The organism is Streptomyces sp. NPDC048506 (genome assembly GCF_040651315.1).
Taxonomy (GTDB): domain Bacteria; phylum Actinomycetota; class Actinomycetes; order Streptomycetales; family Streptomycetaceae; genus Streptomyces.
Genome location: NZ_JBEZIX010000043.1, coordinates 18,496 through 43,162 on the forward strand (window position 1 = coordinate 18,496; position 24,667 = coordinate 43,162).

The window sequence follows — 24,667 nt, forward strand, 5'->3', positions numbered from 1 at the left end:
CCGTACGGGTATGTAAAGGTCCGGTATTCGGAAATTTTCCATACGTCAGCTCGCTCTCGGTAATTCTCTGCCATTCGCGGCATCCAGCGACATCGCCGATGCGGCATGCCAAGGCCCGCATGGAGCATGACCAGGCAGTCCCAACCAGCGATGTAAATTACCCTGCCGGCCGATGACGTTCGACAGAGGTCTCGTTTCATTGGCGCTCTTCGTCTTGCGCCGGGCAGTACCACGGACGGGAAATTCGATTGGCCGCGGATACAAGTGCCCTGCGTTCCCGGCCAGTTGAGGGCATACCGGGTCGGGCCCGGGTCAGCTGCGGCGGTCGGGCTTGTTCAGACGAGCCAGGAGCAGAGCGACGTCGTCACCCAGGCCGTGAGCCTTCTGCGTACCGGCAAGGAGGGCATCGACAACGGTCTCCAGGTCCGCCGTGGGAGCCCCTCGCAGACCCTTGAGAAACCTCTCGAAGCCCTGGTCGATGTCCTTGTTCACGGCCTCGAGCAGGCCGTCGGTGGTCAGCGCGAGCACGCTGCCCGGAGCGATGCGCAGGCGGGTGGTCGGGTACCGCTGCTCCCGGTCGATCCCCAGAGGGAGGCCGCCGGGGACCTCCAGGAGGCGCGGCGGCTTGCGGGGTGTGATCAGCGCTGGGGCCGGATGGCCCGCCCGGCACACCTGGACCCTTCCGTCGGAGGGGGTGAGCGCGATGTAGCAGCACGTGGCGAACAGGGCCCTGTCCGGGTCGGTGTTCAGCTCGGCCAGCAGGCGGTTGGTGCGTTCCAGGACGGCCGCAGGCGGGTGTCCTTCGTTCGCGTAGGCGTGCACGGCGGTGCGCAGCCGCCCCATGAGAGACGCGGCGTGAACGCTGTGTCCCTGCACATCTCCGATGACCAGAGCCACGCCGCCGTCGGGCAGGCTGATGGCGTCGTACCAGTCCCCACCGATCCACATGCCGGAGGTGGCGGCCTGGTAGCGGGCGGCGATGGTCACACCCGGCACCGTGAGCGGCCCGCGCGGCAGCATGCCGCGCTGGAGCTCGGTCGCGAGCGCGTGCTCCGACTCGTACATGCCGGCTCGCTCCAGCGACTGGGCGAGCAGTCCCATGGCGGCGACCAGGAGGGCCCGCTCCTCGGGCAGGAATTCCTGCGGCTCGGGGAAACTGACGAGGCAGGAACTGACGCGACCGCGCGAGTCCGTGAGCGGCAGTGCCGCCCACGCCTGTCGAGCCGACTGCTCAAGCGGGGCCAGGTGCGGATAACCGGCGATCAGCGCGTCCGCGGAGCCGATGAGGACCGGCGCCCCGCGGTCGAGCGACTCCTCCACGAGTGTGCGGACCGTGGCGTCGAGGACTCGTATCGAGTCCTCGCCCTGCTCGTCGTCGGCGCACGAGGCGACGACGGACAACCGGTCCCTCTCCGGGGCGATCACTGCCAGCGCGCCCGCTCCGAAGGTACGCAGTCCTGCCTGTGCGGCGGCCATGATGTCCTTGACCGTCACCGCGGCGGCCAGAGCCGCGGTCAGTTCCTGCATCCAGCGGTCACGGGTGGCGCGTTCGTACAGCCGCCGCCGCTCCGCTTCGTGGCGCTCATGGACGGCCGTGGTGTCCATGACCACTCCGACCATGCGGGCCGGCAGCCCGTCGGCGCCGGGCAGGACCCGGCCCCGGGCTTCCAGGGACCGGTACCGGCCGTCGTCGGAGGAGACGCGGTACTCGATCTGGTAGTTACCGCAGGATTCCGCTATCAACCCCAAGGCATCGCGCACATCGGCCAGATCGGACTCGTGCACTGCGGCCAGGAAGCTCAAGAGGTCCGACGGGCCGCTCTCGGGCATGCCGTGCAGTGCGAGGGTGACCGGATCGCAGCTCACCTCGCCAGTGGCGATCTCCCAGCAGAAGAAACCCGCCTGCACCGTGCTCGCGTTGGCCTGGAAGGGGCCGGGACTGGACTCATCCTCCCGGAAAACGGCAGCACGCACCGGCCCTACGTCTCTCACTGGATCTCCCTGCGGCGGTGTGCGCTACTTCCCTCCGAGGAGCCGACCGGGCTCGACCAGATGGGCCACGCAGTGTAACGGGCGGCCGATGAAAACCAGCCAGTGAGGTGACTCGAGAGCCTGCGGGACTGCGACACCATTCCCTCCTAGATGCGAACGGGCTCTTGTAGCAGAGAGTGCTCCCGCCCTTCCGGGGAAGATCGCCGGACCGACCCGGCTGTGGCCGGATCGTGCGCATGGTAGTGACTTCCTGGATCTTGCGCTAGACGTCTCACCCGGCAGACCGGGTCGGCCGGGCAAGCGAAGGCGTTCCCCCCGCTCGGCCCACGCCGGTCGCTGAACGCGCGGCACAGGTGGGGTCCTGGCAGAGCGCCCGCCGCTTCGTCTCGGACGCCCAGCCGGGCGCCTCAACCCGTACGGGCCGGCCTTGGCCACGACCGCCTACACGAGACCTGGAGATCACTGGCCGCACCGAGAGGGACAGCGCGTGCAGCACCGGGACAGGCCGGCCACCAACGGCATCTGGACGAGAACCCCGACGGCTACTGCGGGATCGGGGAGGGACGGGGGTGCCCTGTCCGGTCGGTGTGGCCCCGGCCGACGGCTGAGTGCCCCGTCGGAGGCAAACGGGGGACGGGCGTGCCCGACCGGTGTCACGCCCGCGCCGGACGGCACGGACGGCGACGCCCCGGTCGGCCACTGAGGTGATCTCGCCGAGCCGGATCGGGCACGGGTAGCCGCACTGCCTCGCCCTCACTCGTTCGAGCGGAGGAAGAGCACTCATGCCCGATACGCTGAGGCAAGGGATCAGAATCACGCCCATGGGAGCAGCCATGACCACCTCCGCCTCTGGGCAGCCGCTCATTCCCCAACCCCCTGCCACGGTTGCCGCGCTGCGGCAGGCCATCAGTCAGATCGCGCCCGCAGCGCTGCCGGCCTTCACACGGGAGTTGGACCAAGCGGCCGACCAGTCCCGGCAGGGCTCCGACCTGGCGCCGCTCCAGCGGTTCATCGCCCAGTGGGCCGTCTATGTCCACATCCAGCGTCGGCCCGAGGCGGCAGCGGACCTCCGCCGGTGGGAGGACGCCGCCGAGTCGGGTGACGCGGCTCAGGCACGGCAGGCCGCCTCCGAGATCGGCCGGATCCTGGACGAAGCCCACGCCGCCATCGGCCTCCCGACCCGGTGAGCGCTGACTGGCGCTGGGAGTACGACCCCGACCACCACCATGTGGCGGGCGGCATCCCCGCCCATGTGGTGGCGGAAGTGGAACGTCTGGCCGGCCAGCTCGTCGACCTTGCACGTACGGGCATCGACATCAGCGACTTCGGCAACGGTCCCCGACCGGGCGGTCTGCGCCGCATGGACGCAGCCGGCGGCTGGTTCTACTTCCTGGTGGCGCCGCGTGACCCGGTGATCATCGTCGTCCGTATCGTGCCGCCGTTCGACGCGCTGTAGCCGCCACCGCTGACGATCTCGCGCGCCCCCGCCGGCGTGAACCCGGCCGACGGCTCGGCGCCGCTGGCAGGCTTCGAGATCCAGGAAGCCAGGGCCCAATGCCCTTGCGGAGACGGTGACTTGTCGACGTTGGGGATCGTGACCGCGGACGGGTGTTCGGGGAGGGGTGCCCGGGGCCCCGGCCTAGAGTCGCGTGTCATGGATTGGATCGAGCGGGTGGGGAAGCTGCGTCAGTGGGCGCAGAACGGGGCCAGGGCGCCGCACAAACCGCTGCTGCTGCTCTATGCGTTGGGACGGTTCCAGCGGCATCCCGAGCAGCCGATGCGCTACTCGGAGGTCGAGCGTGAGCTGAGTGAGCTGTTGCAGGACTACGGGCCCGCTCACCGCACGTCGCCCGCGTACCCGTTCCACCACCTCGCCAATGACGGTGTCTGGGAGGTGCGCACGGCCGACGGGGGCGCGAGTCCCGGTACGGGGGTGCGGGCGCTGCGCGAGAGTGGTGCGCAGGGGCGACTGGTTCCCGGGCTCCGGTCCGCGCTCGCCGCGGACCCGGCGCTGCTGGGGCGGCTGGCGCACCGGTTGCTGGACGTCCACTTCCCGCCGTCGATCCACTCGGACATCGCCGCCGCCGTAGGGCTCGACCTGGAACCGGCGGGCGAAACGCCGCTCGCCGCCGGCCCGGCGCAGGGGCGACGGCGAGCGGTCGAGCTGCGCAGGCAGGTGCTCATCGCGTACGAGTACCGCTGCGCCTTCTGCGGTTTCGACGGGTCGCTCGGCAGGGTGCCGGTCGGGCTGGAGGCCGCGCACGTGCAGTGGTGGGCCTTCAAGGGGCCGGACGACCTCGCCAACTGTCTGTGCCTGTGCTCGCTGCACCACAAGCTGTTCGACAGAGGCGTGTTGGGCCTCGATGCCGGCCGGCGGATCACCGTCTCCCGGGAGTTCGTCGGCCATGGCACCGCCGCCCGGAACCAGGTGCTCGACCTCTCCGGGCAGTCCCTCGTCGGGCCGCAGAACGGCAGTGCGCGGATCGCTCCCGAGCGCATCCAGTGGCACACGGCGCAGGTGTTCCGCGGCGAACCACGCATAGGCGAACCACGCATACGGGAGCACGCCTGACGACCGTTCCGCGTGCCGCTCGGCCGCCCGACCGCCCGACCGCCCGGCCCCGCGGCGGAGTCGGCACGGCGGTTGACGAACCGTCAGGTATCGCCCAGGCGTGCGCGGTCCGCGGCGGACCTGCCCTGGTGCCAGCCGGCCGCGTCGCGTACGCCGCGCAGGCGGACCGGGGCGGTGTCCGGGAAGAGGGCTCCGGTGGTCTCCTCGACGGCGAGTTCGCGGGCGGCGAGGACCGGGAGGAGGCCGGGAGCGGCGGACTCGGCGGTGGCCGCGGCCGTCGCGGCGGCGGTGGCCGCCGCCAGGCGGTCACGGATGCGGTCCGCGTAGGCGACGAGGAAGGTGTGGCGGAAGTCCCGGGTGCGGCGGGAGCGGCCGGCGGCGTGGTGGTCGTCGCCGGCGCGGTTCATCGCGGCGGTCGCCTGGAGGAGCAGCGAGGTGTAGAGCAGTTCGGCCGCCTCCAGGTCCGGCGGGAAGCCGACCAGCGTGGAGAAGCCGACGTCGGCGGCCCAGACGGCCTGGCAGCGGTTGGCCGCGGCGACCGCGTCGAGGAGCAGCGCCTTGGCCTGTTCGTAGGGTCCCTCGATGCCGATACGGATGGCCGAGGGGCCGCCGGGGCCGCGCGCGGAGCCGTCGTCGGCACCGGCGAGGAGCGCCTCGTCGATGCTGTGCCGGGCCATCAGCTCCTGCGCCTTGGCGGACAGCGCCTCCGCCTCCTCGGCGTAGTCGGTCGCCTCGGCCTTGGCGAGCAGGCCGCGGATCCGGCCGAGGGCGCGGGCCGCGGCGCCGCCGGGACGGGGTGCGTGCGGCGCCCCGGCCTTCGGCGGGGCCGGCAGCGGGGTGATCCGCGGCAGCCGGGCGAGGGCGCGCAGCGCCGCCAGCACGTCGTAGGCGGTCTCGAAGCGGGAGCTGCGACGGCGCCCGGCCACCGCGTCGAGGTACCCGCGATCGGACTCCCACCAGACCTCGGCGCCGAGTCGACCCAGCTGCTCCGACCAGCGGGGGTCGTGCGCGGGCCGGTTCCCGGACGGCCGGGCGGCCTCGGCCGCGATGAAGTCCACGACCAGTGCGGTGAGCCCGCCGCCGGCCGCGTCGCGCCGTACGATCCGCTCCAGGTCGGCGGGGTGCCAGCCGCCCGCCCAGCACTGCCGGACCGCCGCGGCGCCGGCCGCGACCACCGCCGCGCTCACCGCCTCCCGGCCGGGCGCGGCCGCGGCCAGCACCGACGCGCCGGCCTCGATGGCGTCCTCGGCCGGTGCGCCGTCGGCCGCGTAGCGGACCCGGCCGAGCACCTCCGCGACCAGTTCGTCCGCCGCCGACCCGCGCGGCCCGCCGCGCCCCGTTCTTCCGCGCTCACTCACCCGGTCACTCTACGGAGGGCCCCGCGGCCGCCGCGCTCCGCGGGCCGTCGGCGGCAGCGCCGGCACTCGCGCTCACGCTGGCACTGGCACTGGCACTGGCACTGGCACTGGCACTGGCACTCGCGCTCACGCTCACGCTGGCGCCGCGTGATCGGCACCCCGTTCGGCGGCGGCACCCCGGCATGACGGACGCCCGGCACACCGCCTGCACGGCGGGGCCGGGCGTCCCTCGCTGTCGAGCCCGTCACGGGTGGCCGTCCGCCACGGCGGGCGGCCGTCGGGCGGCCACGGGTCAGCGCAGCGCGCTGCCCGCCACCCACTGCGACCAGTCCATGTTCCAGCCGTTGAGGCCGTTGTCCGGCTTGATGGCGCGGTCGGGGGAGTTGATCACCTCGACCACGTCGCCGGTCTGCGAGTGGTCGAAGAACCAGGCGCCGTCCGTCTTGGGGTTCTTGGCGCCCTTGACGTCCTTCAGGCCGATGCAGCCATGGCTGGTGTTGGTGTGGCCGAAGACGCCCTTGCCCCAGTAGTTGCCGTGGATGAAGGTGCCGGAGGCCGACAGGCGCTGGGCGTGCGGGACGTCGGGGATGTCGTACTCGCCCTTGCCGTTCTTCTTCTTGAAGCCGACCGTCGAGCCGTTCATGCGGGTCTGCTTGAAGCGCTCGGAGATGACCATCGTGCCGTTGTAGGTCGGGTGCTCGGCGCTGCCGGCCGAGATCGGGATGGTCCTGATGACCCGCCCGTCCCGCACCACGGTCATCTTGTGCGTCTTGGTGTCGACGGTGCTGACCTGCGCGTGGCCGATGTGGAAGCTGACGGTCTTGTTCTGGACGCCGGTGATGCCGGGCGACGCCTGGACGCCGGCGAGGCCGAGGTTCATGGTGACCTCGGAGTTCGGCATCCAGTAGTCCTGGGGACGGAAGTCCAGCCGGGTGTCGCTGAACCAGTGGCCGACGACCTGCTGGTTGCTGCTGGCCGAGACCGTGATCGCGGACTCGACGGCGGCCTTGTTCTTGATCGGCTTGTCGAAGTTGATCGACACCGGCATGCCGACGCCGACCGTCGAACCGTCCTCCGGCGTGAAGTTCCCGAAGAAGGTGTGGGTCGGGGCGGCGGTGGTGAAGCGGGAGTTCTCCACTGCCGTACGGCCCTGGGCGTCGACCGCGTGCGCGGTGACCGTGTACGTCGTCGAGCGCTGAAGGGCCTGGTTCGGCGTCCAGGACGTGCCGTCGGCGGACAGCGTGCCCTGGACCGTCCGCTTGGTCACGACGGAGGTCATGGTGACGTCGGTGAGCCGTCCGCCACTGACCGTCACCTTGGCGTTACGGCTGCCCGCGTTGGTGGCGCCGTCCTTCGGGGTGATTGTGATCTTGGCGTCCGAGGCATCCCTGGCGGCGGCCTCGTCGACCTGCTGGGTGGTCTCGTGACGGGTGCTGCCGCTGTCAGCCGCGCTGCCGTGGTCGGCCGCGCTGCTGCTGCCTCCACACGCAGCCAGCGTGACCGCGCCCCCCAGCAGCGCAGTGCTGACTATGAGGCGCTTGCGGCGCTTGCTGTCCGTCATCACACGCATCTCCATTGCTACCGATTTCGCAGACGAATCCCCGAGCGAGCCGCCCACTGAGCGCGGGCATATCTGGACGCCGCCATTCCGGGCGACGCCAAGTGAACGCCTTTTCCGTTTCGCCCGTTCCATTCCTCCCGAAAATGTGGGGTAGGCCACGTATGGCGGGTCCAGGGGGGTATGGCGGCTCAGGTAGGCATGACGGCCCCGGTGGCGGGAGGCCCGGACCGCCACGTCGTCGGCCCCCGTACGGCGGGGAGCCGTACGGGGGCCGTGGCCGGTGGATGGTGGGGGTGCGCCCCGGTGTCAGCCCTCCCCGTCCGAGTCGTCCGCCAGGTCCCACTCCGCCGCGTCCCACTCGGCGTCCGGGTCGTAGTCGGCCAGCCCCTCGCTGCTCCAGGACGCCTGGGCGAGCTCGGCGCCCGGGACGGCGGTGACGAGGTCGAACGGGTCGATCAGGTGGGCCAGCGCCTCGGCTGGATCCTCCTTGACGGTCTCCTGGGACTGTCTGCGCTCGTCGTCGGGGAGTGAGGGATCGCCGTCGATGCGGTCGAGGGCCGCGTGGGTCAGCTGACCGGCGTCGGTGATCTCCATGACCAGTTCGACATGAAGCCGTACAAAACGTGATGTCTCACCATTGCTCATAGCACGGAGGTTAGGACTGGACGGGTCCTGACTTCCCCGCGACCCGCGGCGGTCACTAACATCTGCGCTCAACGGCCAATTCACCGAACCCACAAGGGGGATCGCTTCCGTGACCGCACGACGACCACTACTGACCGCCGCAGCCGCGGGATCGGTGCTGTTCGCGTTGTGGTTCGTGCCGTCCGCGAATGCGATCGTGGGAACTGACGGAGCGAAGGATTCCGCCCTGCGGGCGGACTCCGCACCGGCCGCGCCGGGCCTGACCGGCACGACGGACCGGGCGGACCGGGCGAGCCGCACGGGCAGCGGCGCGGGAGCCGGCGCGGCCGACTCCGCGACGAGCGGGGAGCGGCCGAGCGGTACGGGGAGCGGCGCCGAGGACTCCGGCTCCGCCGCCCCGCGGCACTACCTCGCCGACACCGGCAGCCCGGACACCACCCCGTACGTGATCGGCGGCGCGGCCTGCCTCGCGTTCGGCGCCGGGCTGGTCGCCTACTCGGTGCGCCGCACCCGCGACGAGACGGCCTGACCGTCCGCCGGAACGGCCCCGGGCACCGCGCCCGGAAACGGCCCCGGGGCACCGCGCCCGGAGCCGTCGCCCACGGCTTACGCCAGCTCTCCGGTGACCGCCTCCACGGCCGCCACCAGCTTGCCGTCCCGGACGAACGCGTACGCGCCCTCCAGGTCCGGTGCCAGGAAGCGGTCCTCGCCCGGACCTTGGATGCCCGCGGCGCGCACCGCCTCCAGCACCGCACGGGTGGCCGGGGCCGGGGTGAGCCCCTCGCGCATCTCGACGGCGCGGGTCGCCGCGTACAGCTCGACGGCGATGATCCGGGTGAGGTTGTCGACCGCGGTGCGCAGCTTGCGGGCCGCGGACCAGCCCATCGAGACGTGGTCCTCCTGCATGGCGGAGGACGGGATGGAGTCCACCGAGGCGGGCCCGGCCAGCCGCTTCAGCTCGCTGACCAGCGCGGCCTGGGTGTACTGGGCGATCATCAGGCCCGAGTCGACGCCCGGGTCGCCGGCCAGGAAGGCGGGCAGGCCGTGCGAGCGGTTCTTGTCGAGCAGGCGGTCGGTACGGCGCTCGGCGATCGAGCCCAGGTCGGCCGCGGCGATGGCCAGGAAGTCCAGCACGTAGGCGACCGGCGCACCGTGGAAGTTGCCGTTGGACTCCACCCGGCCGTCCGGCAGCACGACGGGGTTGTCGACCGCGGACGCCAGCTCACGGTCGGCGACCAGACGGGCGTGGTCGAGGGTGTCCCGGCCGGCGCCGGCGACCTGGGGGGCGCAGCGGATGGAGTAGGCGTCCTGCACGCGCGGGGCGTCGTCCTGGTGGTGGCCGGTGAAGCCCGAACCTGCCAGCACCTTCAGCATGTTGGCGGCGGAGGCGGCCTGCCCGGGGTGCGGGCGGATGGCGTGCAGCTCGGGCGCCAGCACCCTGTCGGTGCCGAGCAGCGCCTCCAGGGAGAGGGCCGCGGTGATGTCCGCCGAGGTGAACAGGCGGGCCAGGTCGGCGCAGGCCATCACGAGCATGCCGAGCATGCCGTCGGTGCCGTTGAGGAGGGCCAGGCCCTCCTTCTCGCGCAGCTCGACGGGCTCGATGCCGTGCGCGGCCAGCAGCTCGCCGGCCGGCCGGACGACGCCGTCGGGGCCCTCCGCATCGCCCTCGCCCATCAGCGTCAGCGCGCAGTGCGAGAGCGGTGCGAGGTCGCCGGAACAGCCGAGGGAGCCGTACTCGTGGACGACCGGGGTGATGCCGGCGTTGAGTATCGCGGCCATGGTCTCGACGACCAGCGGGCGGACGCCGGTGTGCCCGGAGGCGAGCGTCTTCAGTCGCAGGAACATCAGCGCGCGGACCACCTCGCGCTCGACCCGCGGGCCCATGCCGGCCGCGTGCGAGCGCACGATGTTGCGCTGGAGCTGTACGCGCAGCTCGGGACTGATGTGGCGGACGGCGAGGGCACCGAAGCCGGTGGAGACGCCGTAGACGGGGTCGGGCTTGGCGGCGAGTTCGTCGATGAAGGCGCGGGAGGCGGCGACGGCCGCGAGGGCCTCCTCGGACAGCTCGATCCGGGCCGCGCCGCGGGCCACCGCGACGACGTCCTGTGCGGTCGTGCCGGACGTCCCCAGCACCACAGTGTGCATATCCATATTCAGGCACCCTAGAGACTGAATCGCCAGATGTCACCACCGGATTTCGGGATCACCCCTTACGGGGCGTAGGCACGGCGCCCGGGGCGCGGGCAGGGACCTGCCACCTCACCTCCGGAAGCGCCGGCGTTCCGGCCCCGCACGGCGGTCCGGGGCGTCCGCGAGCCGTACGACGGGATCGTCCTTGCCGCCGTGCCGGCCGGCCACCACCGGCTCGCCCGAGCCCGCCGCCTTGGCCTTGTACTGCGCGGCGTCCGCGAGCCGGAAGAGCCGGCGGCCGCTGTGCACCGGGCCGATCGGGTCACCGGTCGAGGCGACCCCCACCGCGACGCCCTCGCCGAGGTCCAACTCCCCCGCCCGGTCGCACAGTTCACCGGCCACCTTGACCACCTCGTCCGCCGGCGGGCCGACCGCGAGCAGACAGAACTCGTCGCCGCCGAGCCGGGCGGCGAGCGTGCCGGGCAGCATCGCGCCGCACAGCGACAGCACCGAACCGAACCGTTCCAACAGCCGGTCCCCCACCGCATGGCCGCGCGAGTCGTTCACCCGCTTCAGCCCGTTCAGGTCGCACACCACCAGGCTGACCACCACCTCGCCGGCGCGGTGCAGCTCCAGCGCCTCGTCCAGCCGCATGTCGACCGCGCGGCGGTTGGCGAGACCGGTCAGGGCATCGGTGAAGGCCAGCCGGCGGGCCTCCGCCAGCCGCTCGGTCTGGGCGATGCCGGCGGCCGTGACGGCCGCGAGCACGCTCGCGAAGTCGGCGTCCGCCCGCTCGAAGAGCGGCTCGCCGGTGCGCCGGGCGACATACAGCTCGCCCCACGCCCGGCCGTGCAGCACGATCGGCGCGACCACACAGCAGGCCCGGCCGCGGCGGCGCAGCGCGGCCACCCGCTGGTGGTTGTACGGACCGCGGACCACCTCCGGACCGCCGGGCCGGGGCCGCGGCGGCGGATCCCCCTCGGCCGTCTCCACCCAGGCCGTGGGCTCCCCGCCGCCGGCCCACTGCTCGTGCAGGAAGTCGACGATCTCCGGGAACTCGTGGACCGGGTAGCTCTCGTCCTCCGGGAACTCCTCCTCGCCCTCGGCGAGTTCGCCGACGTTGACCAGCACCCGCAGCTTCCCCAGCTCGCGCTCCCACTTCGAGATCGCCGCGAAGGAACCGCCCAGGGCCTGGCGCACGCCCTGCGCCGCGGCGTGCGCCGATTCGCGCGGAGTGTGCGCGGCCGCCATCGCCTGCGCCAGCTCCACCACGGCCCGCAGCCGCACATCGCCCTCGCCCGTCACCGGATCCTCACATTCCGTCACCGTGAGCACGCTCCGTACTACAGCGTAGGAATGTTTAACCCCTTTCGCCCCTTTCAGCGTGGGATTGACACCGGGGCGTTATGTGCGTCGCGGCTGGTGAGCGCCGATTCCGAGACCGATGACGAGACGACTACGGTACGTGACCAACTGGCCGGCCGGCGGGCGGTGATGACCGCGTCACTCACCGGGCCACTCCGGATCCCGCTTCTCGTTGAACGCCGCCACGCCCTCCGCCCGGTCACCGGAGAAGGCCACACTGCGCCAGGCGCCGTCCTCCAGCTCCAGACCGGCCCGCAGGTCGAGGCCGTGGCCCAGGCGCATCGCGCGCTTGGCGGCGCGCAGCCCCACCGGCGAGTTACGGGCGATGGCGGCCGCCAGTTCCAGCGCCTCGGCCCGGTCCTGCCCGTCCGCCACCACCCGGTCGACCAGACCCAGCTCCGCGGCCTCGGCCGCCGGCACCCGCCGCGCGGTGAACACCAGCTCGGCGGCGCGCGCCGCGCCCACCCGGCGCGGCAGCAGCTGGGTGCCCCCACCGCCGGGGATCACCCCCACCGACACCTCCGGCAGGCCGACCACCGCGGTGCCGTCCGCAACGATCAGGTCGCAGGCCAGCGCCAGCTCGAAGCCGCCGCCCAGCGCGAACCCGTGCACCGCGGCGAGGGTGGGCATCGGCAGCTCCAGGACGCCGGTGTAGGCGGCCCGGGTGCGCGGGCGCTGACGCATCAGGTCGGCGTCGGTGAAGGAGTTGCGCTCCTTGAGGTCGGCGCCCACGCAGAACGCCCGCTCATGGGTGGAGGTGAGGACCACCGCCCGTACGGTGCGGTCCGCGGCCAGCGCGGCGCAGGCCTCGGACAGGGCGTCGGCCATCGCCGTGGAGACCGCGTTCATGGCCTTGGGGCGGTCCATGACCAGCTCCGCGACGAAGCCGTGGCGCTCGATCCCGACCCATGCGTCCGTGCCGAACCGCTGCATAAAGCCCTCCCAGGTGCCCCTGTTAACGAACGTTGACCACGCTGGTGGGGATCATGTCAGGTCGACGCCCGCAGCGACAGGACGGGACCGGCCGGCTCCGCGCCGGCGGCCCGTCACTCGCGCCGGGTCAGCAGCCACGGCTCCACCACACCCAGGCCGCGCACCGGCCGCTGCCACATCGGTTGCAGCGCGAAGCGGTACGACGGCGGCGCGGCGCCGGTGCCCTCCTCGGCGGCCTTCTGCGCGGCCGCGGCGTCCGCCTCGGACACCGGGGCCTCGCCGGTCCGCCCGAGCTCCTCCGCGAACGCCTCGTCCACCAGCACGGTGTCCTTGGGCGCTATGGAGGTCAGCCGGCTGGCCAGGTTGACGGTGGTACCGAAGACATCGCCCATCCGGGTCGTGACCGTGCCGAAGGCGATGCCGACCCGCAGCTCCGGCATCGTCTCGTCGTGGGCCATCGTCTCGATCAGCCGCAGCGCGATCTCGGCGGCGATGCCGGCGTCGTCGGCGGCGAAGAGGACCTCGTCGCCGAGGGTCTTGATGAGCCGGCCGCCGTGCGCGGCCACCAGGTCGGCGGCGGTGGTCTCGAACGCCTCGACCAGCTCGCCCAGTTCCTCCTCCTCCAGGCGACGGGTCAACCGGGTGAAGCCCACCAGGTCGGCGAAGCCGACGGCGAGCCGGCGGTCGACCATCTCGGCGTCGTCCTGGGCCTGCACGACCCGGCCGGTGGCGGCGGCGAGCTGGCGCCGCCAGACGTAGACCAGGAACTCCTCCAGCTCCGGCAGGAGCAGCTCGACCAGCGGGTAGGTGATCTCCGTGCGGGTCAGGCCGGAGTCCTGGGGCTCGGTGAGGCCCTCCAGGAAGGAGTCGATCTGCCAGTCGGCGAGGCGGGCGGTGGTCTGGCCCGTGGAGCGCGCGACCTGTACGGCCATCGCCTCGCTGAGCAGCCCGGCCTCGACCAGACCGGCGAGCCGGCGCAGGGCCAGCACATCGGCCTCGGTGAGGGCCTTGACCTGGCCGATGTCGGCGAAGCCCATGGCCCGCCAGAAGCGCGCCGCGAGGTCCATCGACACGCCGGCGCTGCGGGCCGCCTGGAACGGCGTGTAGCGGCGGTCGGCGCCGAGGATGAGTTGTTCCAGACGGACCGCGATGCTGTTCTCGCCCTCGTCGCCGTCCACCGGCGGGTCGCCTTCGGGGGCGTCGCCCACGGCCTCGTCCTCGATGTCCACGTCGCGCGGGCCGGCGCCCGAGTCGTCGGCGGTCACCGGCCGCTCCCTGTCCGATCCGTGCGCACTGCCCTTCCGATCACTGCTCGCCGGTGGTCCGCTCCCTGGCGGACCGCCTCAACGATACGGCAGGTGTGCTCTGGCTCACTCTCCCGTCGCGGGTACGTCGTGCCGAGCCGGGGCGGAGCCGTGGGCGGTTTCGGTGGATACAGGGCCCGTCGCCGGGATCGTGAGCCCTCTCAGCGCGTCACTTCGGGCGTCCGGTGCCGTCCCCTCCGGCCGGGCGCAGATGGATGATGTCGCCCGCCCCGACCGGCTCCTGCACGCCGTCCGCGGTGGCCAGGACGAGGCGGCCGTCACCGTCGATGGCGACCGCCTCACCGACGATCTGCCGGTCCCCGGGGAGTTCGGCGCGCACCGAGCGGCCCAGGGTGGCGCAGCCCACCGCGTAGGTCGCCTGGAGGCCACTGGCGGCCGGGTCGCCGTCGGCGGTCTGCCATTCGCCGTACCAGCGCTCCAGGGAGCGCAGCACGGCGCGCAGCAGCGGGTCACGGTCGGTGGTGACGGCGCCGGCGAGGGCCAGCGAGCCCGCGGTGGGGACCGGGAGTTCCTCGGCGGTCAGGCTGACGTTCAGCCCGATGCCGATGACCACGCCGTCGCCGGCGCGTTCGGCGAGGATGCCGCCGGTCTTGCGCTCCTCGTCACCGATCGTCACCAGGACGTCGTTGGGCCACTTGAGTGCGGTGTCGACGCCGGCCGTGCGGGACAGGGCGGTGGCGGTGGCGACGCCGGCGAGCAGCGGGAGCCAGCCCCAACGCGACACGGGGACGCGGGGGGTGAGGTAGACGGAGAAGAAGAGGCCCGAGCGCGGCGGCGCCGACCAGGTCCGGTCGAGGCGGCCGCGGCCCGCCGTCTGCTCCTCCGCCACCAGGACGGCGCCCTCCGGCTCGCCCCCGGCCACCCGGTCCGCCAGATCGGTGTTGGTGGAGCCGGTGGTGGGGACGACGTCGACGGCGCTCCAGAGGCTGCCGGGGCGCACCAGCGCACGGCGCAGCGCGGTGACGTTCAGCGGGGGACGGCCCAGATCGCTCCAGCGGCCGGCATCTTTGTCCCGGTTTCCCGGTGGTTGAGGCGTCATGGGACCAGCCTAGGTGTGGTCAACGACGCAGTGCCGCTGAGCAGTCCCGCCGATACGCTACGAAGCGGTAGCCAATCCGTATGACTCTCAGTACCTGTACGGCCTTCCATACCCGTACCCCTCAGTACGAGCCCGTACCTCCCTCAGTACGAGCACAGTCCAGGACGAGCAGGAGCCGCATCCCGATGTCCGAGCCGGAAGCAAACATCCACACCACCGCGGGCAAGCTGGCGGATCTTCAGCGACGGGTCGACGAAGCCACGCACGCCGGATCCGCCCGGGCGGTGGAGAAGCAGCACGCCAAGGGCAAGCTGACGGCGCGTGAGCGCATCGATCTGCTGCTGGACGAAGGCTCGTTCGTCGAGCTGGACGAGTTCGCCCGGCACCGGTCGACCAACTTCGGGATGGAGCGCAGCCGCCCGTACGGCGACGGCGTGGTGACCGGCTACGGCACGGTCGACGGCCGCCCGGTCGCCGTGTTCTCGCAGGACTTCACGGTCTTCGGCGGGGCGCTCGGCGGCGTCTTCGGCGAGAAGATCGTCAAGGTGATGGACTTCGCCCTGAAGACCGGCTGCCCGGTCGTCGGCATCAACGACTCCGGCGGCGCGCGCATCCAGGAGGGCGTGGTCTCGCTGGGCATGTACGGCGAGATCTTCCGCCGCAACACCCATGCCTCGGGCGTGATCCCGCAGATCAGCCTGATCGTCGGCCCGTGCGCGGGCGGCGCGGTCTACTCCCCCGCGATCACCGACTTCACGGTCATGGTCGACCAGACCTCGCACATGTTCATCACCGGACCGGACGTCATCAAGACCGTCACCGGCGAGGACGTGGGCTTCGAGGAGCTGGGCGGCGCGCGCACCCACAACACCACGTCGGGTGTGGCGCACCACATGGCGGGGGACGAGAAGGACGCCATCGACTACGTCAAGGGCCTGCTGTCCTACCTGCCGTCCAACAACCTCTCCGAGCCGCCCGTCTTCCCCGAGGAGGCGGACCTGGAGACCTCGGAGTACGACCGCGAGTTGGACGCCCTCGTCCCGGACTCGGCGAACCAGCCGTACGACATGATCACGGCGGTCGAGCACATCCTGGACGACGGTGAATTCTTCGAGACCCAGGCGCTGTTCGCGCCGAACATCGTCACCGGCTTCGGGCGGGTCGAGGGCCACTCGGTCGGCGTGGTGGCCAACCAGCCGATGCAGTTCGCGGGCACGCTGGACATCAAGGCGAGCGAGAAGGCCGCCCGCTTCGTGCGGACCTGCGACGCCTACAACATCCCGGTGCTGACCTTCGTCGACGTGCCCGGCTTCCTGCCCGGCACGGACCAGGAGTACGACGGGATCATCCGGCGCGGCGCCAAGCTGATCTACGCGTACGCGGAGGCGACGGTCCCGCTGATCACGGTGATCACCCGCAAGGCGTTCGGCGGTGCCTACGACGTCATGGGCTCCAAGCACCTGGGTGCGGACCTCAACCTCGCCTGGCCGACCGCCCAGATCGCCGTCATGGGCGCGCAGGGCGCGGTCAACATCCTGCACCGCCGCTCGCTGGCCGAGATCGAGGACCCGGCCGCGCAGGACGCACGGCGCCAGGAGCTGATCCAGGAGTACGAGGACGCCCTGCTGAACCCGTACGTGGCGGCCGAGCGCGGCTACGTCGACGCGGTGATCATGCCGTCGGAGACGCGCCGGCACATCGTCCGCGGGCTGCGCGCGCTGCGCAACAAGCGGGAGGCCCTGCCCCCGAAGAAGCACGGCAACATCCCGCTCTGACCGGCAGCAACCCCGAAGGTCCCGCACAGGGTTCAGTAAAGGAGCCTTCTCGATGATCAAGGTCGTACGGGGCAACCCCACCCCTGAGGAGTTGGCCGCCGCACTGGCGGTGGTGCAGGCGCGGGCGGCGGCGGGCGCCGCCGTCGCCCCCGGGAGCCCGGAGCGCGGCAGCGAGTGGTCGGACCCGGCGTCCACCATTCCGGCGCGGGCGCGGCTGCCGCACCCGGGGCCGCGGGCCTGGCGGACGAGTTACTGGCCGCGCTGACCCGGCCGGCTCCGTGCACCACGCCGTCCGCCAGGTCGGTGCATGATGCAATGACTAGTCCTTCGTTCCCCGGCGCCTGAGTACGCGTACTCAGGCGCCGCGCGCGCGGCGGGCACAGGATCGATACATGCTGTGGTCAGATCCGCCCGATGAGCCGCCCGAGGAGCTGCGCGATGTGCAGGCCAAGCTCCGCCGGCTGGGCATCGTGCTGGCCGTGGCCGCGGTGCTGCTGATGTTCCTGCTCTCGGGGAGGTTCCCGGTCCCGTAGGCGCGCGACGTGGGAAGTTCCCGAGACGCGAGCCTTCCGGGGAGGTAACGCTCACAGCTCTCCTCTGCAACCACAGTCGCCGGAACGACATCTTTCACTCTCGAAGAGCGCAATTCGGACGCGAGCCGCGCGCCCGGCGCTGCCGGTGGGGAGTGGGAGAACGATGAACAGGCCGCTGAGGCATATAGCCGTCTTCTGCGGGGCGCTGGTGCTGGCCCTGCTGGTGCGCGCGACCTGGGTCCAGTTCGTCCAGGGCGACGATCTCGCCAACGACCCCAACAACCGCCGCGTCAAGATCGAGGCGTTCTCCTACCCGCGCGGCAACATCATCGTCGACGGCAAGCCGATCACCGGCTCGGTGGCCACCTCCGGCGACTTCAAGTACAAGCGGACGTACAAGGACGGCGCGATGTACGCCCCGGTCACCGGCTTCGCCTCGCAGGCCCAGGGCACCACCTTTCTGGAAGGCATCTACAACAAGCTGCTCTCCGGCAAGGACGACAAGCTCGCCCTCAAGCGCGCCAAGGACATCCTGACCGGCGAGAAGCCGCGCGGCGGCGATGTGATCACCACCATCGACCCCAAGGCGCAGAAGGCCGCGTACAAGGGGCTGACGGACCTCAACGCCAAGGGCGCGGTGGTCGCCCTCGACCCGCGCAACGGCCGGGTCCTCGCGCTGGCCTCCACCCCCTCCTACGACCCGTCGGTCTTCGCCGGCATCTCCGGCGCCGAGGGCCGGAAGTTCAAGGAGCTGGACGCCGACAAGACCAAGCCGCTGAGCAACCGGGCCCTGCGCGAGACCTACGCCCCCGGCTCCACCTTCAAGATCCTCACCGCGGCGGCCGCCCTGGAGCACGGCGTGGTCACCGACATCGACGCCTCGTCCGGCGCCCCCGCCCCGTACCAACTGCCGCTGAGCACCACCAAGATCGGCAATGACGTGGCCGGCGCCCCCTGCGACAAGGCCTCCCTCAAGACCGGCATGCAGTGGTCGTGCAACAACGTCTTCCTGGACACCGCGCTGAAGGTCGGCAAGGACAAGATGCGCGAGACCGCCGAGAAGTTCGGCTTCAACTCCGACATCTACGACGACGAGCTCGGGGACCTGCTGGCCACCAAGAGCCTCTACCCCGACAAGCTCGACAAGCCGCAGACCGCACTGACCGGCATGGGCCAGGGCAGCCTGACCAGCACCCCGATGCAGATGGCGACGGTGGTCGCGGCGCTGGCCAACGACGGCAAGCTGATGATGCCGCACATCGTCGACGAACTGCGCGGCCCTGACCTGTCGACGATCCAGAAGTTCGAGCCGAAGCTGAAGTCCCAGGCCGTCTCCGCCGACACCGCGAAGAAGGTGCAGGAGATGATGGAGTACACCGTCAACGAGGGCACCGCCTCCAAGGCCAAGATCGACGGGGTGACGGTCGGCGGCAAGACCGGCACCGCCCAGCACGGCGCGAACGTCAACGACGAGCGCCCCTACGCCTGGTTCGTCTCCTACGCCAAGCAGAGCGACGGCTCCTCCCCGGTGGCGGTCGCGGTGTTCGTCGACCCCAAGGACATGGACATCCCCCGTGCCGAGATCGCCGGCGGCAAGCTCGGCGGCCCCATCGCCAAGCAGGTCATGGAGGCCGTCCTCAACAAGTAGTCGGAACCGGCAGCCCGGCCACCCGCACCGCCCGCGGCTCCGTACGATGGCGGTCATGACCGAAGAGCCCCGCCCCCACCGTCTCGTCCTCGCCTCCCAGTCCCCCGCGCGGCTTGCCCTGCTGCGCCAGGCCGGTCTGGCGCCCGAGGTCATCGTCAGCGGTGTCGACGAGGACGCCCTGACCGCCGGTACGCCCGGTGAGCTGGCCCGCGTCCTCGCCGAGGCGAAGGCCGCCGCGGTCGCCGCCCGCCCGGAGGCCGCGGGCGCGCTGGTCATCGGCTGCGACTCGGTCCTGGAGCTGGACGGCCGGGCGCTCGGCAAGCCGGACGACGCCGAGGACGCCACCGCCCGCTGGAAGTCCATGCGCGGCCGCAGTGGCATCCTCCGGACCGGCCACTGCGTCATCGACACCGCCAACGGCCGGCAGGTCGCCGCGACCGCCTCGACCACGGTCCGCTTCGGCGAGCCCACCGACGCCGAGATCGCCGCCTACGTCGAGAGCGGCGAACCGCTCTTCGTCGCCGGAGCCTTCACCCTCGACGGCCGCTCCGCCCCGTTCATCGACGGCATCGACGGCGACCCCGGCAACGTCATCGGCCTGTCCCTGCCGCTGCTGCGCCGCCTGCTCGCGGACCTCGACGTGGCCATCACCGACCTCTGGACCTGAACCTCAGCGTCTCACGGCGGCATCGCCCGGGCCCGGACCGCACGGCGTCCGGCGCCGGGCGGCCGGATCGCGGCCCGACCGCACGCGGGGCCGGCGGCGGAAAACCGGCAGTGGGCGACGCATTCCGGGTCACCGAGCGGGGAACCGATTGATCCGATACGGCCCGATCACCCCGATCAGACCGGTTGCTGCGACCACGAGGAGTACGCCGCATGCCCAAGATCCTGCTCATCGCCGGCGACGCCACCGAGGACCTGGAGTTCTTCTACCCGTACCAGCGGCTGCTGGAGGAGGGCTACGAGCTGCGGGTCGCCGCCCCGTCCCGCAAGAAGCTGCACTTCGTCGTGCACGACTTCGTGGACGCCTTCGACACCTACATCGAGCGCGAGGGGCACTCCTGGCCGTCCGACCTCGCGCTGTCCGAGGTCGACCCCGACGAGTACGCGGCACTGGTCCTCCCCGGCGGCCGGGGCCCCGAGTACCTCCGCAACGACGCCGACTACCGCCGGGTCGTCACCCACTTCTTCGACGCCGACAAGCCCGTGGCCCACATCTGCCACGCGGCCGTCTCCCTGGCCCCCCTCGGCGTCCTCAAGGGCCGCCGCACCGCGGCCTACCCGGCCTGCGCCCCGGACGTCGAGATGGGCGGCGGCGTCTTCGTCGACGGCTCGGCGGTGGTCGACGGCAAGATGGTCTCGGCCCGCGCCTGGAACGACCACCCGGAGTGGATGCGGGCGTTCATGGAGGTGCTGCGGGAGCACGCACCGGTGAAGGGCTGAGGGACCGCGGGTCCGGGGCGCGGGCAGCCGCGCACCGGTCCGCCGGCACCCGCAACCGGCGCCTCCCTGCGCACGTCGAATAGCAGCCGGGAACGGGGAGTTCGGGCACGGACCGGCACGCTGCCGGTCCGGATCGGACGGCGCCCGGACGGATCAGACGGCGCCCGGCGCCGCCGGCTGCGGGCCGTTCGGGGGACCGCTCGCGGCCGGCTCCCCGCCGTCGTGCGCCCGCTCGTCCCCGTACGCCACCAGCGTCAGCACGATCAGCCCCAGCACCACCATCATCGCCAGGAACGCGCCCCAGCCGACCAGGCCGATGGAGAACGCCCCCACCAGCCCGTGCACCACCGCGGCGCTGATGAGGACGATCCGGCCGAGGCCGCCGGGCGCCCGGTCGCGCAGTGCGGTGCGGATCAGCAGGACGGCGCAGAAGAGGAGGTAGAGGCCGAAGAGGCCGCCGGCCACCCACGAGCCGGTGGACATCGCGCCGGGCTCCAACCCGGCCAGGGACATCTGCTGCTTGTCCACGACGATGCTCATGATCCAGTTGAGCAGCACGATCCCGCACGCCTCCAGGATCAGTACCACCGCCGCGGCCAAGGCCACCGGTCGTCGCGCCACCACGTCCACCCACTTCCGCCCGTGACCCATGCACGCCTGCTACCCGAAGTACAGCTGCCGTCCCCGGCACGGGAAGGGCATCGCGCACGCTACTAATGGGTAATAGCCGGGGCAAGGGGTCTGCACGTGTGGGCACGAAAGGGCGCGGGCGGGAGTCCGACGGCGCGCCGACGGACCGAGCCGCCCGCAAAGTTTCCTTCGCCCATTCGTAGGGACTCCACAAAGAATTGACGATCCGCTGGAAGTGCGATGTTCGAGACCTAGGCCACACGGGGTCCGGCGCCGGAGCCCGGGAATCCGGGCCTACCCTGGGATACCAGGGGACTTAGGCCCCTCACTGGCGCCCCGGGCACACTCCGTGTGGGAAAGGTCACCCCAGGGAACGGGTCGGCATGCGGTGTCGCCAGTCCCTAAAATCGCCGCATCCCTATTGTTGCGGCGAAGCGCCAAGGAAGGACCCCCATCGTGCGCAAGGTGCTCATCGCCAACCGTGGCGAAATCGCTGTTCGCGTTGCCCGTGCATGCCGGGACGCCGGGATCGGCAGCGTCGCTGTCTACGCCGACCCCGACCGGGACGCCCTGCACGTACGTGCGGCCGACGAGGCGTACGCCCTGGGCGGTGACACTCCTGCCACCAGCTACCTGGACATCGCCAAGGTCCTGGCCGCTGCCGCCGATTCGGGCGCGGACGCCATCCACCCCGGCTACGGCTTCCTCTCCGAGAACGCCGACTTCGCGCAGGCCGTCCTGGACGCCGGACTGACCTGGATCGGCCCGCCCCCGCAGGCCATCCGCGACCTCGGCGACAAGGTCGCGGCGCGGCACATCGCCCAGCGCGCCGGTGCGCCGCTGGTCGCCGGCACCCCCGACCCGGTCTCCGGCGCGGAGGAGGTCGTGGCCTTCGCCAAGGAGAACGGCCTGCCGATCGCGATCAAGGCGGCCTTCGGTGGCGGCGGCCGCGGCCTGAAGGTCGCCCGCACCCTCGACGAGGTCCCCGAGCTGTACGACTCGGCCGTCCGCGAGGCGGTCGCCGCCTTCGGTCGCGGCGAGTGCTTCGTCGAGCGCTACCTGGACCGTCCGCGGCACGTCGAGACCCAGTGCCTGGCCGACAAGCACGGCAACGTGGTCGTCGTCTCCACCCGTGACTGCTCCCTTCAGCGACGTCACCAGAAGCTGGTGGAGGAGGCGCCCGCGCCCTTCCTGACCGATGAGCAGAACGCCGAGCTGTACCGCGCGTCCAAGGCCATCCTCAAGGAGGCCGGCTACGAGGGCGCCGGCACCTGCGAGTTCCTCGTCGGCCAGGACGGCACCATCTCCTTCCTGGAGGTCAACACCCGCCTCCAGGTCGAGCACCCGGTCACCGAGGAGGTCACCGGCCTCGACCTGGTCCGCGAGATGTTCCGGATCGCCGACGGCGAGGAGCTCGGCTACGGCGACCCGGCCGTCCGGGGTCACTCCTTCGAGTTCCGCATCAACGGTGAGGACCCGGGCCGCAACTTCCTCCCGGCGCCCGGCACGGTCACCCGGTTCGACGCGCCGACCGGCCCCGGCGTCCGCCTCGACGCGGGCGTCGAGTCCGGCTCGGTCATCGGCCCCGCCTGGGACTCGCTGCTGGCCAAGCTGGTCGTCACCGGCGCCACCCGCGAGCAGGCCCTTCAGCGCGCCGGCCGTGCGCTTGCCGAGTTCACCGTCGAGGGCATGGCCACCGCCATCCCGTTCCACCGCGTGGTCGTCAAGGACCCGGCGTTCGCCCCCGAACTCACCGGCTCCGCCGACCCGTTCACGGTCCACACCCGCTGGATCGAGACCGAGTTCGCCAACGAGATCCCGCCGTTCGCCGCGCCCGGCGCGGAGGAGTCCGAGGCGGACGCCCGCGAGACGGTCGTCGTCGAGGTCGGCGGCAAGCGGCTGGAGGTCTCGCTGCCGTCCTCGCTCGGCATGCCGCTGGCGCGTGCCGCGGTCGCCGGCGGTGCCAAGCCCAAGCGCAAGGCCGCCAAGAAGTCCTCCAGCGCCGCCTCCGGCGACGCGCTCGCCTCCCCGATGCAGGGCACCATCGTCAAGGTCGCCGTCGAGGAGGGCCAGCAGGTCACCGAGGGCGAGCTGGTCGTGGTCCTGGAGGCCATGAAGATGGAGCAGCCGCTGAACGCGCACCGCTCCGGCACCATCAAGGGCCTGACCGCCGAGGTCGGCGCCGCGCTCACGTCCGGCGCGGTGATCTGCGAGATCAAGGACTGACCGCAGCCACGCAATCGCCCGAGGGGCCTTTCGGCACATCGCCGAAAGGCCCCTCGGGCGTTCGCCGTCACGAGTTCCCCACCACGTCCTCGGGGAACGTCAGCTGCTTGTCCATCCACTGGAGCGCGGCGGGCAGCTCCCGCCGCCAGGTGGCGAAGTTGTGGCTGCCGTGGTCGAGAACGATCGCGTCCGCCTTCATCGGCGGTTTGACCGCGGCCAGGAAGGCCTTGGCGGCCGGGTAGTTCTTCTCGCCGGTGCGGCTGGTGCCCACCAGGACGTTCACCTGCGGGGCGGGCAGGTGCGCAAGACGCCACATCAGGTCGTGCTCCTGGCGGCGGCGCACCCGGTCCCGGCCGTCGCCGAAGAGGTTGCCGGTCGTCGGGTCGTTGCTGACCTTGTAGTCGGGCGAGAGGGCGGCCGCCACGGTGTACGTACGGTCGTGCCGCATGGTCAGCTGGAGGGCGCAGCTGCCGCCCGACGAGTAGCCGAGCAGGCCCCAGCCGCCGGGGTCGTGGCCGACGCGGTAGCGCGAGCGCAACGCGTCCGGCACGTCGCGGGCGAAGAACGTCTCGGCCTGCGGGCCGCCGGGCACGTCGACGCACTGGGTGTCGCGCGGCGGGGCGATGGTGGGCCGCAGCATGACGATGACGGTCGGCTGCATCCGGCCGGCCCGGATCAGCCCGGCGGCGGTCTGCGGCAGCCGCAGGTGCTGGCCCAGCAGGAACGTGCCGCCCGGGTAGCCGCTCAGCGCGACGATCACGGGGAAGCGCTGACGGGCGTACTGCGGCTGGAAGTACTGCGGCGGCAGGTACACGTACGCCGGATCCACGGCCCGGGTCCGCTTGCCGACGATCCGCACCGACTCGACCTTGCCGTTCTGCTCCGGCGGGCCCTTCGGCAGGCCGTGCACCTTGTCCAGGCCGTCCGGGCCGGAGGCCTGCACCAGGCCCTTCGACGGGTCGCCGGCCGGTCCGGCCGACCCTTCGTTGCCCCACTTGCCGACCGCGGCCGGCGCGTCGTCGTAGAGGCCGAGCAGCTCGTGCCAGGAGGCGTAGAACTGGAAGTTGGCGTTCACCGCCAGGCCGAGCGCCGCCACGACGGCCAGTTGGGTCGCGGCGATCGAGCCGAGCCGGCCCAGTATCGCCCGCGGCCCGCGGCCGGCGAACCGTGGCCACAGCCAGAGCGTGAGTCCTACGCAGACCACGGCGACCGCGGCCATGGCGTACAACAGCGACCGGCTGGTCAGTCCCATGACGTCTTCCCCAGTACTCCGCGCCGTGGTCCGTTCCCCCGGTCGGCTTCCACGGCGTATCCCAAGCCCTCCGGAAGACCCCGGAAGACCTCTTTGCGCCAGGTTTGATGTCTCTTGAGAGCCCGACGTTGCGGCCGGGGAAAGGTGTTCGGCCGCGCGACCACTGCGATACGCCGGGACTTCACGCGCAGTGCGCCGACCGGCCACCGGCACGGCCGCGGGGGCCACGCCGAGCCA

The 24,667-nt window shown here is 71.9% G+C and carries 22 protein-coding genes and 1 pseudogene; 12 read left to right on the plus strand and 11 right to left on the minus strand.

All coding sequences use genetic code 11. From position 1 onward, the window contains the following. Positions 1-312: 312 nt before the first annotated feature. Entirely contained in the window at positions 313-1,992 is a 1,680-nt protein-coding gene (locus AB0C96_RS29980) for a SpoIIE family protein phosphatase (RefSeq protein ID WP_362921628.1), read from the minus strand. Between the two features lie 495 nt (positions 1,993-2,487). Between AB0C96_RS29980 and AB0C96_RS29985 the strand changes: the two are divergent. From AB0C96_RS29985 to AB0C96_RS30000, 4 genes and pseudogenes are all read left to right on the plus strand, one after another. Further along, positions 2,488-2,600: pseudogene (locus AB0C96_RS29985) on the plus strand (peptide-methionine (S)-S-oxide reductase); the annotation flags it as partial. Positions 2,601-2,825: 225 nt separating this feature from the next. Beyond that, positions 2,826-3,179 carry a DUF6247 family protein gene (locus tag AB0C96_RS29990; protein ID WP_362921748.1) on the plus strand — a complete coding sequence of 118 codons (354 nt, stop codon included), beginning with the start codon at positions 2,826-2,828 and terminating at the stop codon, positions 3,177-3,179. Continuing rightward, on the plus strand, positions 3,176-3,448 hold the full coding sequence (locus AB0C96_RS29995; protein ID WP_362921630.1) for a hypothetical protein: 273 nt from the start codon (positions 3,176-3,178) through the stop codon (positions 3,446-3,448). Before AB0C96_RS29990 ends, AB0C96_RS29995 begins: the two co-directional genes overlap by 4 nt. 198 nt (positions 3,449-3,646) lie before the next feature. Beyond that, entirely contained in the window at positions 3,647-4,564 is a 918-nt protein-coding gene (locus tag AB0C96_RS30000; RefSeq protein ID WP_362921632.1) for a phosphorothioated DNA-binding restriction endonuclease, read from the plus strand. Positions 4,565-4,647: 83 nt separating this feature from the next. Here AB0C96_RS30000 and AB0C96_RS30005 read toward each other — a convergent pair whose 3' ends face one another. From AB0C96_RS30005 to AB0C96_RS30015, 3 genes are all read right to left on the minus strand, one after another. Beyond that, on the minus strand, positions 4,648-5,853 hold the full coding sequence (locus tag AB0C96_RS30005; RefSeq protein WP_362921749.1) for a DUF2786 domain-containing protein: 1,206 nt from the start codon (positions 5,851-5,853) through the stop codon (positions 4,648-4,650). A 361-nt stretch (positions 5,854-6,214) separates the two neighbouring features. After that, positions 6,215-7,483, minus strand: a complete 1,269-nt coding sequence (locus AB0C96_RS30010; RefSeq protein WP_362921633.1) for an Ig-like domain-containing protein — start codon at positions 7,481-7,483, stop codon at positions 6,215-6,217. Positions 7,484-7,789: 306 nt separating this feature from the next. Beyond that, positions 7,790-8,128 carry a hypothetical protein gene (locus tag AB0C96_RS30015; RefSeq protein ID WP_362921635.1) on the minus strand — a complete coding sequence of 113 codons (339 nt, stop codon included), beginning with the start codon at positions 8,126-8,128 and terminating at the stop codon, positions 7,790-7,792. A 109-nt stretch (positions 8,129-8,237) separates the two neighbouring features. On the opposite strand from AB0C96_RS30015, the gene AB0C96_RS30020 reads away from it, so the two are divergent. After that, complete coding sequence (locus AB0C96_RS30020; RefSeq protein WP_362921637.1) at positions 8,238-8,657, plus strand: hypothetical protein; 420 nt, start codon at positions 8,238-8,240, stop codon at positions 8,655-8,657. A 77-nt stretch (positions 8,658-8,734) separates the two neighbouring features. On the opposite strand, the gene hutH is transcribed toward AB0C96_RS30020, so the two are convergent. The 5 genes from hutH to AB0C96_RS30045 all read right to left on the minus strand — a co-directional run bounded on the left by hutH (position 8,735) and on the right by AB0C96_RS30045 (position 14,920). Further along, the gene (gene hutH, locus AB0C96_RS30025) at positions 8,735-10,273 is read right to left on the minus strand and encodes a histidine ammonia-lyase (RefSeq protein WP_362921751.1); all 1,539 of its coding nucleotides are present in this window, start codon (positions 10,271-10,273) and stop codon (positions 8,735-8,737) included. Between the two features lie 114 nt (positions 10,274-10,387). Continuing rightward, positions 10,388-11,509 carry a diguanylate cyclase gene (locus AB0C96_RS30030; protein ID WP_362921752.1) on the minus strand — a complete coding sequence of 374 codons (1,122 nt, stop codon included), beginning with the start codon at positions 11,507-11,509 and terminating at the stop codon, positions 10,388-10,390. Positions 11,510-11,761: 252 nt separating this feature from the next. After that, the gene (locus AB0C96_RS30035; RefSeq protein WP_362921639.1) at positions 11,762-12,556 is read right to left on the minus strand and encodes an enoyl-CoA hydratase-related protein; all 795 of its coding nucleotides are present in this window, start codon (positions 12,554-12,556) and stop codon (positions 11,762-11,764) included. A gap of 113 nt (positions 12,557-12,669) precedes the next feature. Beyond that, a complete protein-coding gene (locus tag AB0C96_RS30040) occupies positions 12,670-13,764 on the minus strand; it encodes an adenylate/guanylate cyclase domain-containing protein (protein ID WP_362921754.1) in 1,095 nt (364 codons plus the stop codon). Positions 13,765-14,029: 265 nt separating this feature from the next. Next, the gene (locus tag AB0C96_RS30045; protein WP_362921641.1) at positions 14,030-14,920 is read right to left on the minus strand and encodes a biotin--[acetyl-CoA-carboxylase] ligase; all 891 of its coding nucleotides are present in this window, start codon (positions 14,918-14,920) and stop codon (positions 14,030-14,032) included. 185 nt (positions 14,921-15,105) lie between these two features. On the opposite strand from AB0C96_RS30045, the gene AB0C96_RS30050 reads away from it, so the two are divergent. From AB0C96_RS30050 to AB0C96_RS30075, 6 genes are all read left to right on the plus strand, one after another. Next, complete coding sequence (locus AB0C96_RS30050) at positions 15,106-16,695, plus strand: acyl-CoA carboxylase subunit beta (RefSeq protein ID WP_362921643.1); 1,590 nt, start codon at positions 15,106-15,108, stop codon at positions 16,693-16,695. 52 nt (positions 16,696-16,747) lie between these two features. Then, a complete protein-coding gene (locus tag AB0C96_RS30055) occupies positions 16,748-16,960 on the plus strand; it encodes an acyl-CoA carboxylase epsilon subunit (RefSeq protein ID WP_362921645.1) in 213 nt (70 codons plus the stop codon). Between the two features lie 127 nt (positions 16,961-17,087). Continuing rightward, the gene (locus AB0C96_RS30060; protein WP_362921647.1) at positions 17,088-17,228 is read left to right on the plus strand and encodes a hypothetical protein; all 141 of its coding nucleotides are present in this window, start codon (positions 17,088-17,090) and stop codon (positions 17,226-17,228) included. A 163-nt stretch (positions 17,229-17,391) separates the two neighbouring features. Further along, positions 17,392-18,876: a penicillin-binding protein 2 gene (locus AB0C96_RS30065; protein WP_362921649.1), complete on the plus strand. Its 1,485-nt coding sequence runs from the start codon at positions 17,392-17,394 to the stop codon at positions 18,874-18,876. 55 nt (positions 18,877-18,931) lie between these two features. Further along, positions 18,932-19,543: a nucleoside triphosphate pyrophosphatase gene (locus AB0C96_RS30070; protein ID WP_362921651.1), complete on the plus strand. Its 612-nt coding sequence runs from the start codon at positions 18,932-18,934 to the stop codon at positions 19,541-19,543. Positions 19,544-19,755: 212 nt separating this feature from the next. Beyond that, positions 19,756-20,322 (plus strand): DJ-1/PfpI family protein, encoded by a 567-nt coding sequence (locus AB0C96_RS30075; RefSeq protein WP_362921653.1) that lies wholly within the window; start codon positions 19,756-19,758, stop codon positions 20,320-20,322. A gap of 153 nt (positions 20,323-20,475) precedes the next feature. Here the strand turns inward: AB0C96_RS30075 and AB0C96_RS30080 are convergent, their stop codons facing one another. Next, on the minus strand, positions 20,476-20,973 hold the full coding sequence (locus AB0C96_RS30080) for a hypothetical protein (protein ID WP_362921654.1): 498 nt from the start codon (positions 20,971-20,973) through the stop codon (positions 20,476-20,478). 435 nt (positions 20,974-21,408) lie between these two features. Here AB0C96_RS30080 and AB0C96_RS30085 point away from each other — a divergent pair, with 435 nt between their 5' ends. Beyond that, the gene (locus AB0C96_RS30085; RefSeq protein WP_362921656.1) at positions 21,409-23,178 is read left to right on the plus strand and encodes a biotin carboxylase N-terminal domain-containing protein; all 1,770 of its coding nucleotides are present in this window, start codon (positions 21,409-21,411) and stop codon (positions 23,176-23,178) included. Positions 23,179-23,245: 67 nt separating this feature from the next. Here the strand turns inward: AB0C96_RS30085 and AB0C96_RS30090 are convergent, their stop codons facing one another. Then, positions 23,246-24,430, minus strand: coding sequence for an alpha/beta hydrolase-fold protein (locus AB0C96_RS30090; protein ID WP_362921658.1), 1,185 nt, complete (start codon positions 24,428-24,430; stop codon positions 23,246-23,248). Between the last annotated feature and the right edge of the window lie 237 nt (positions 24,431-24,667).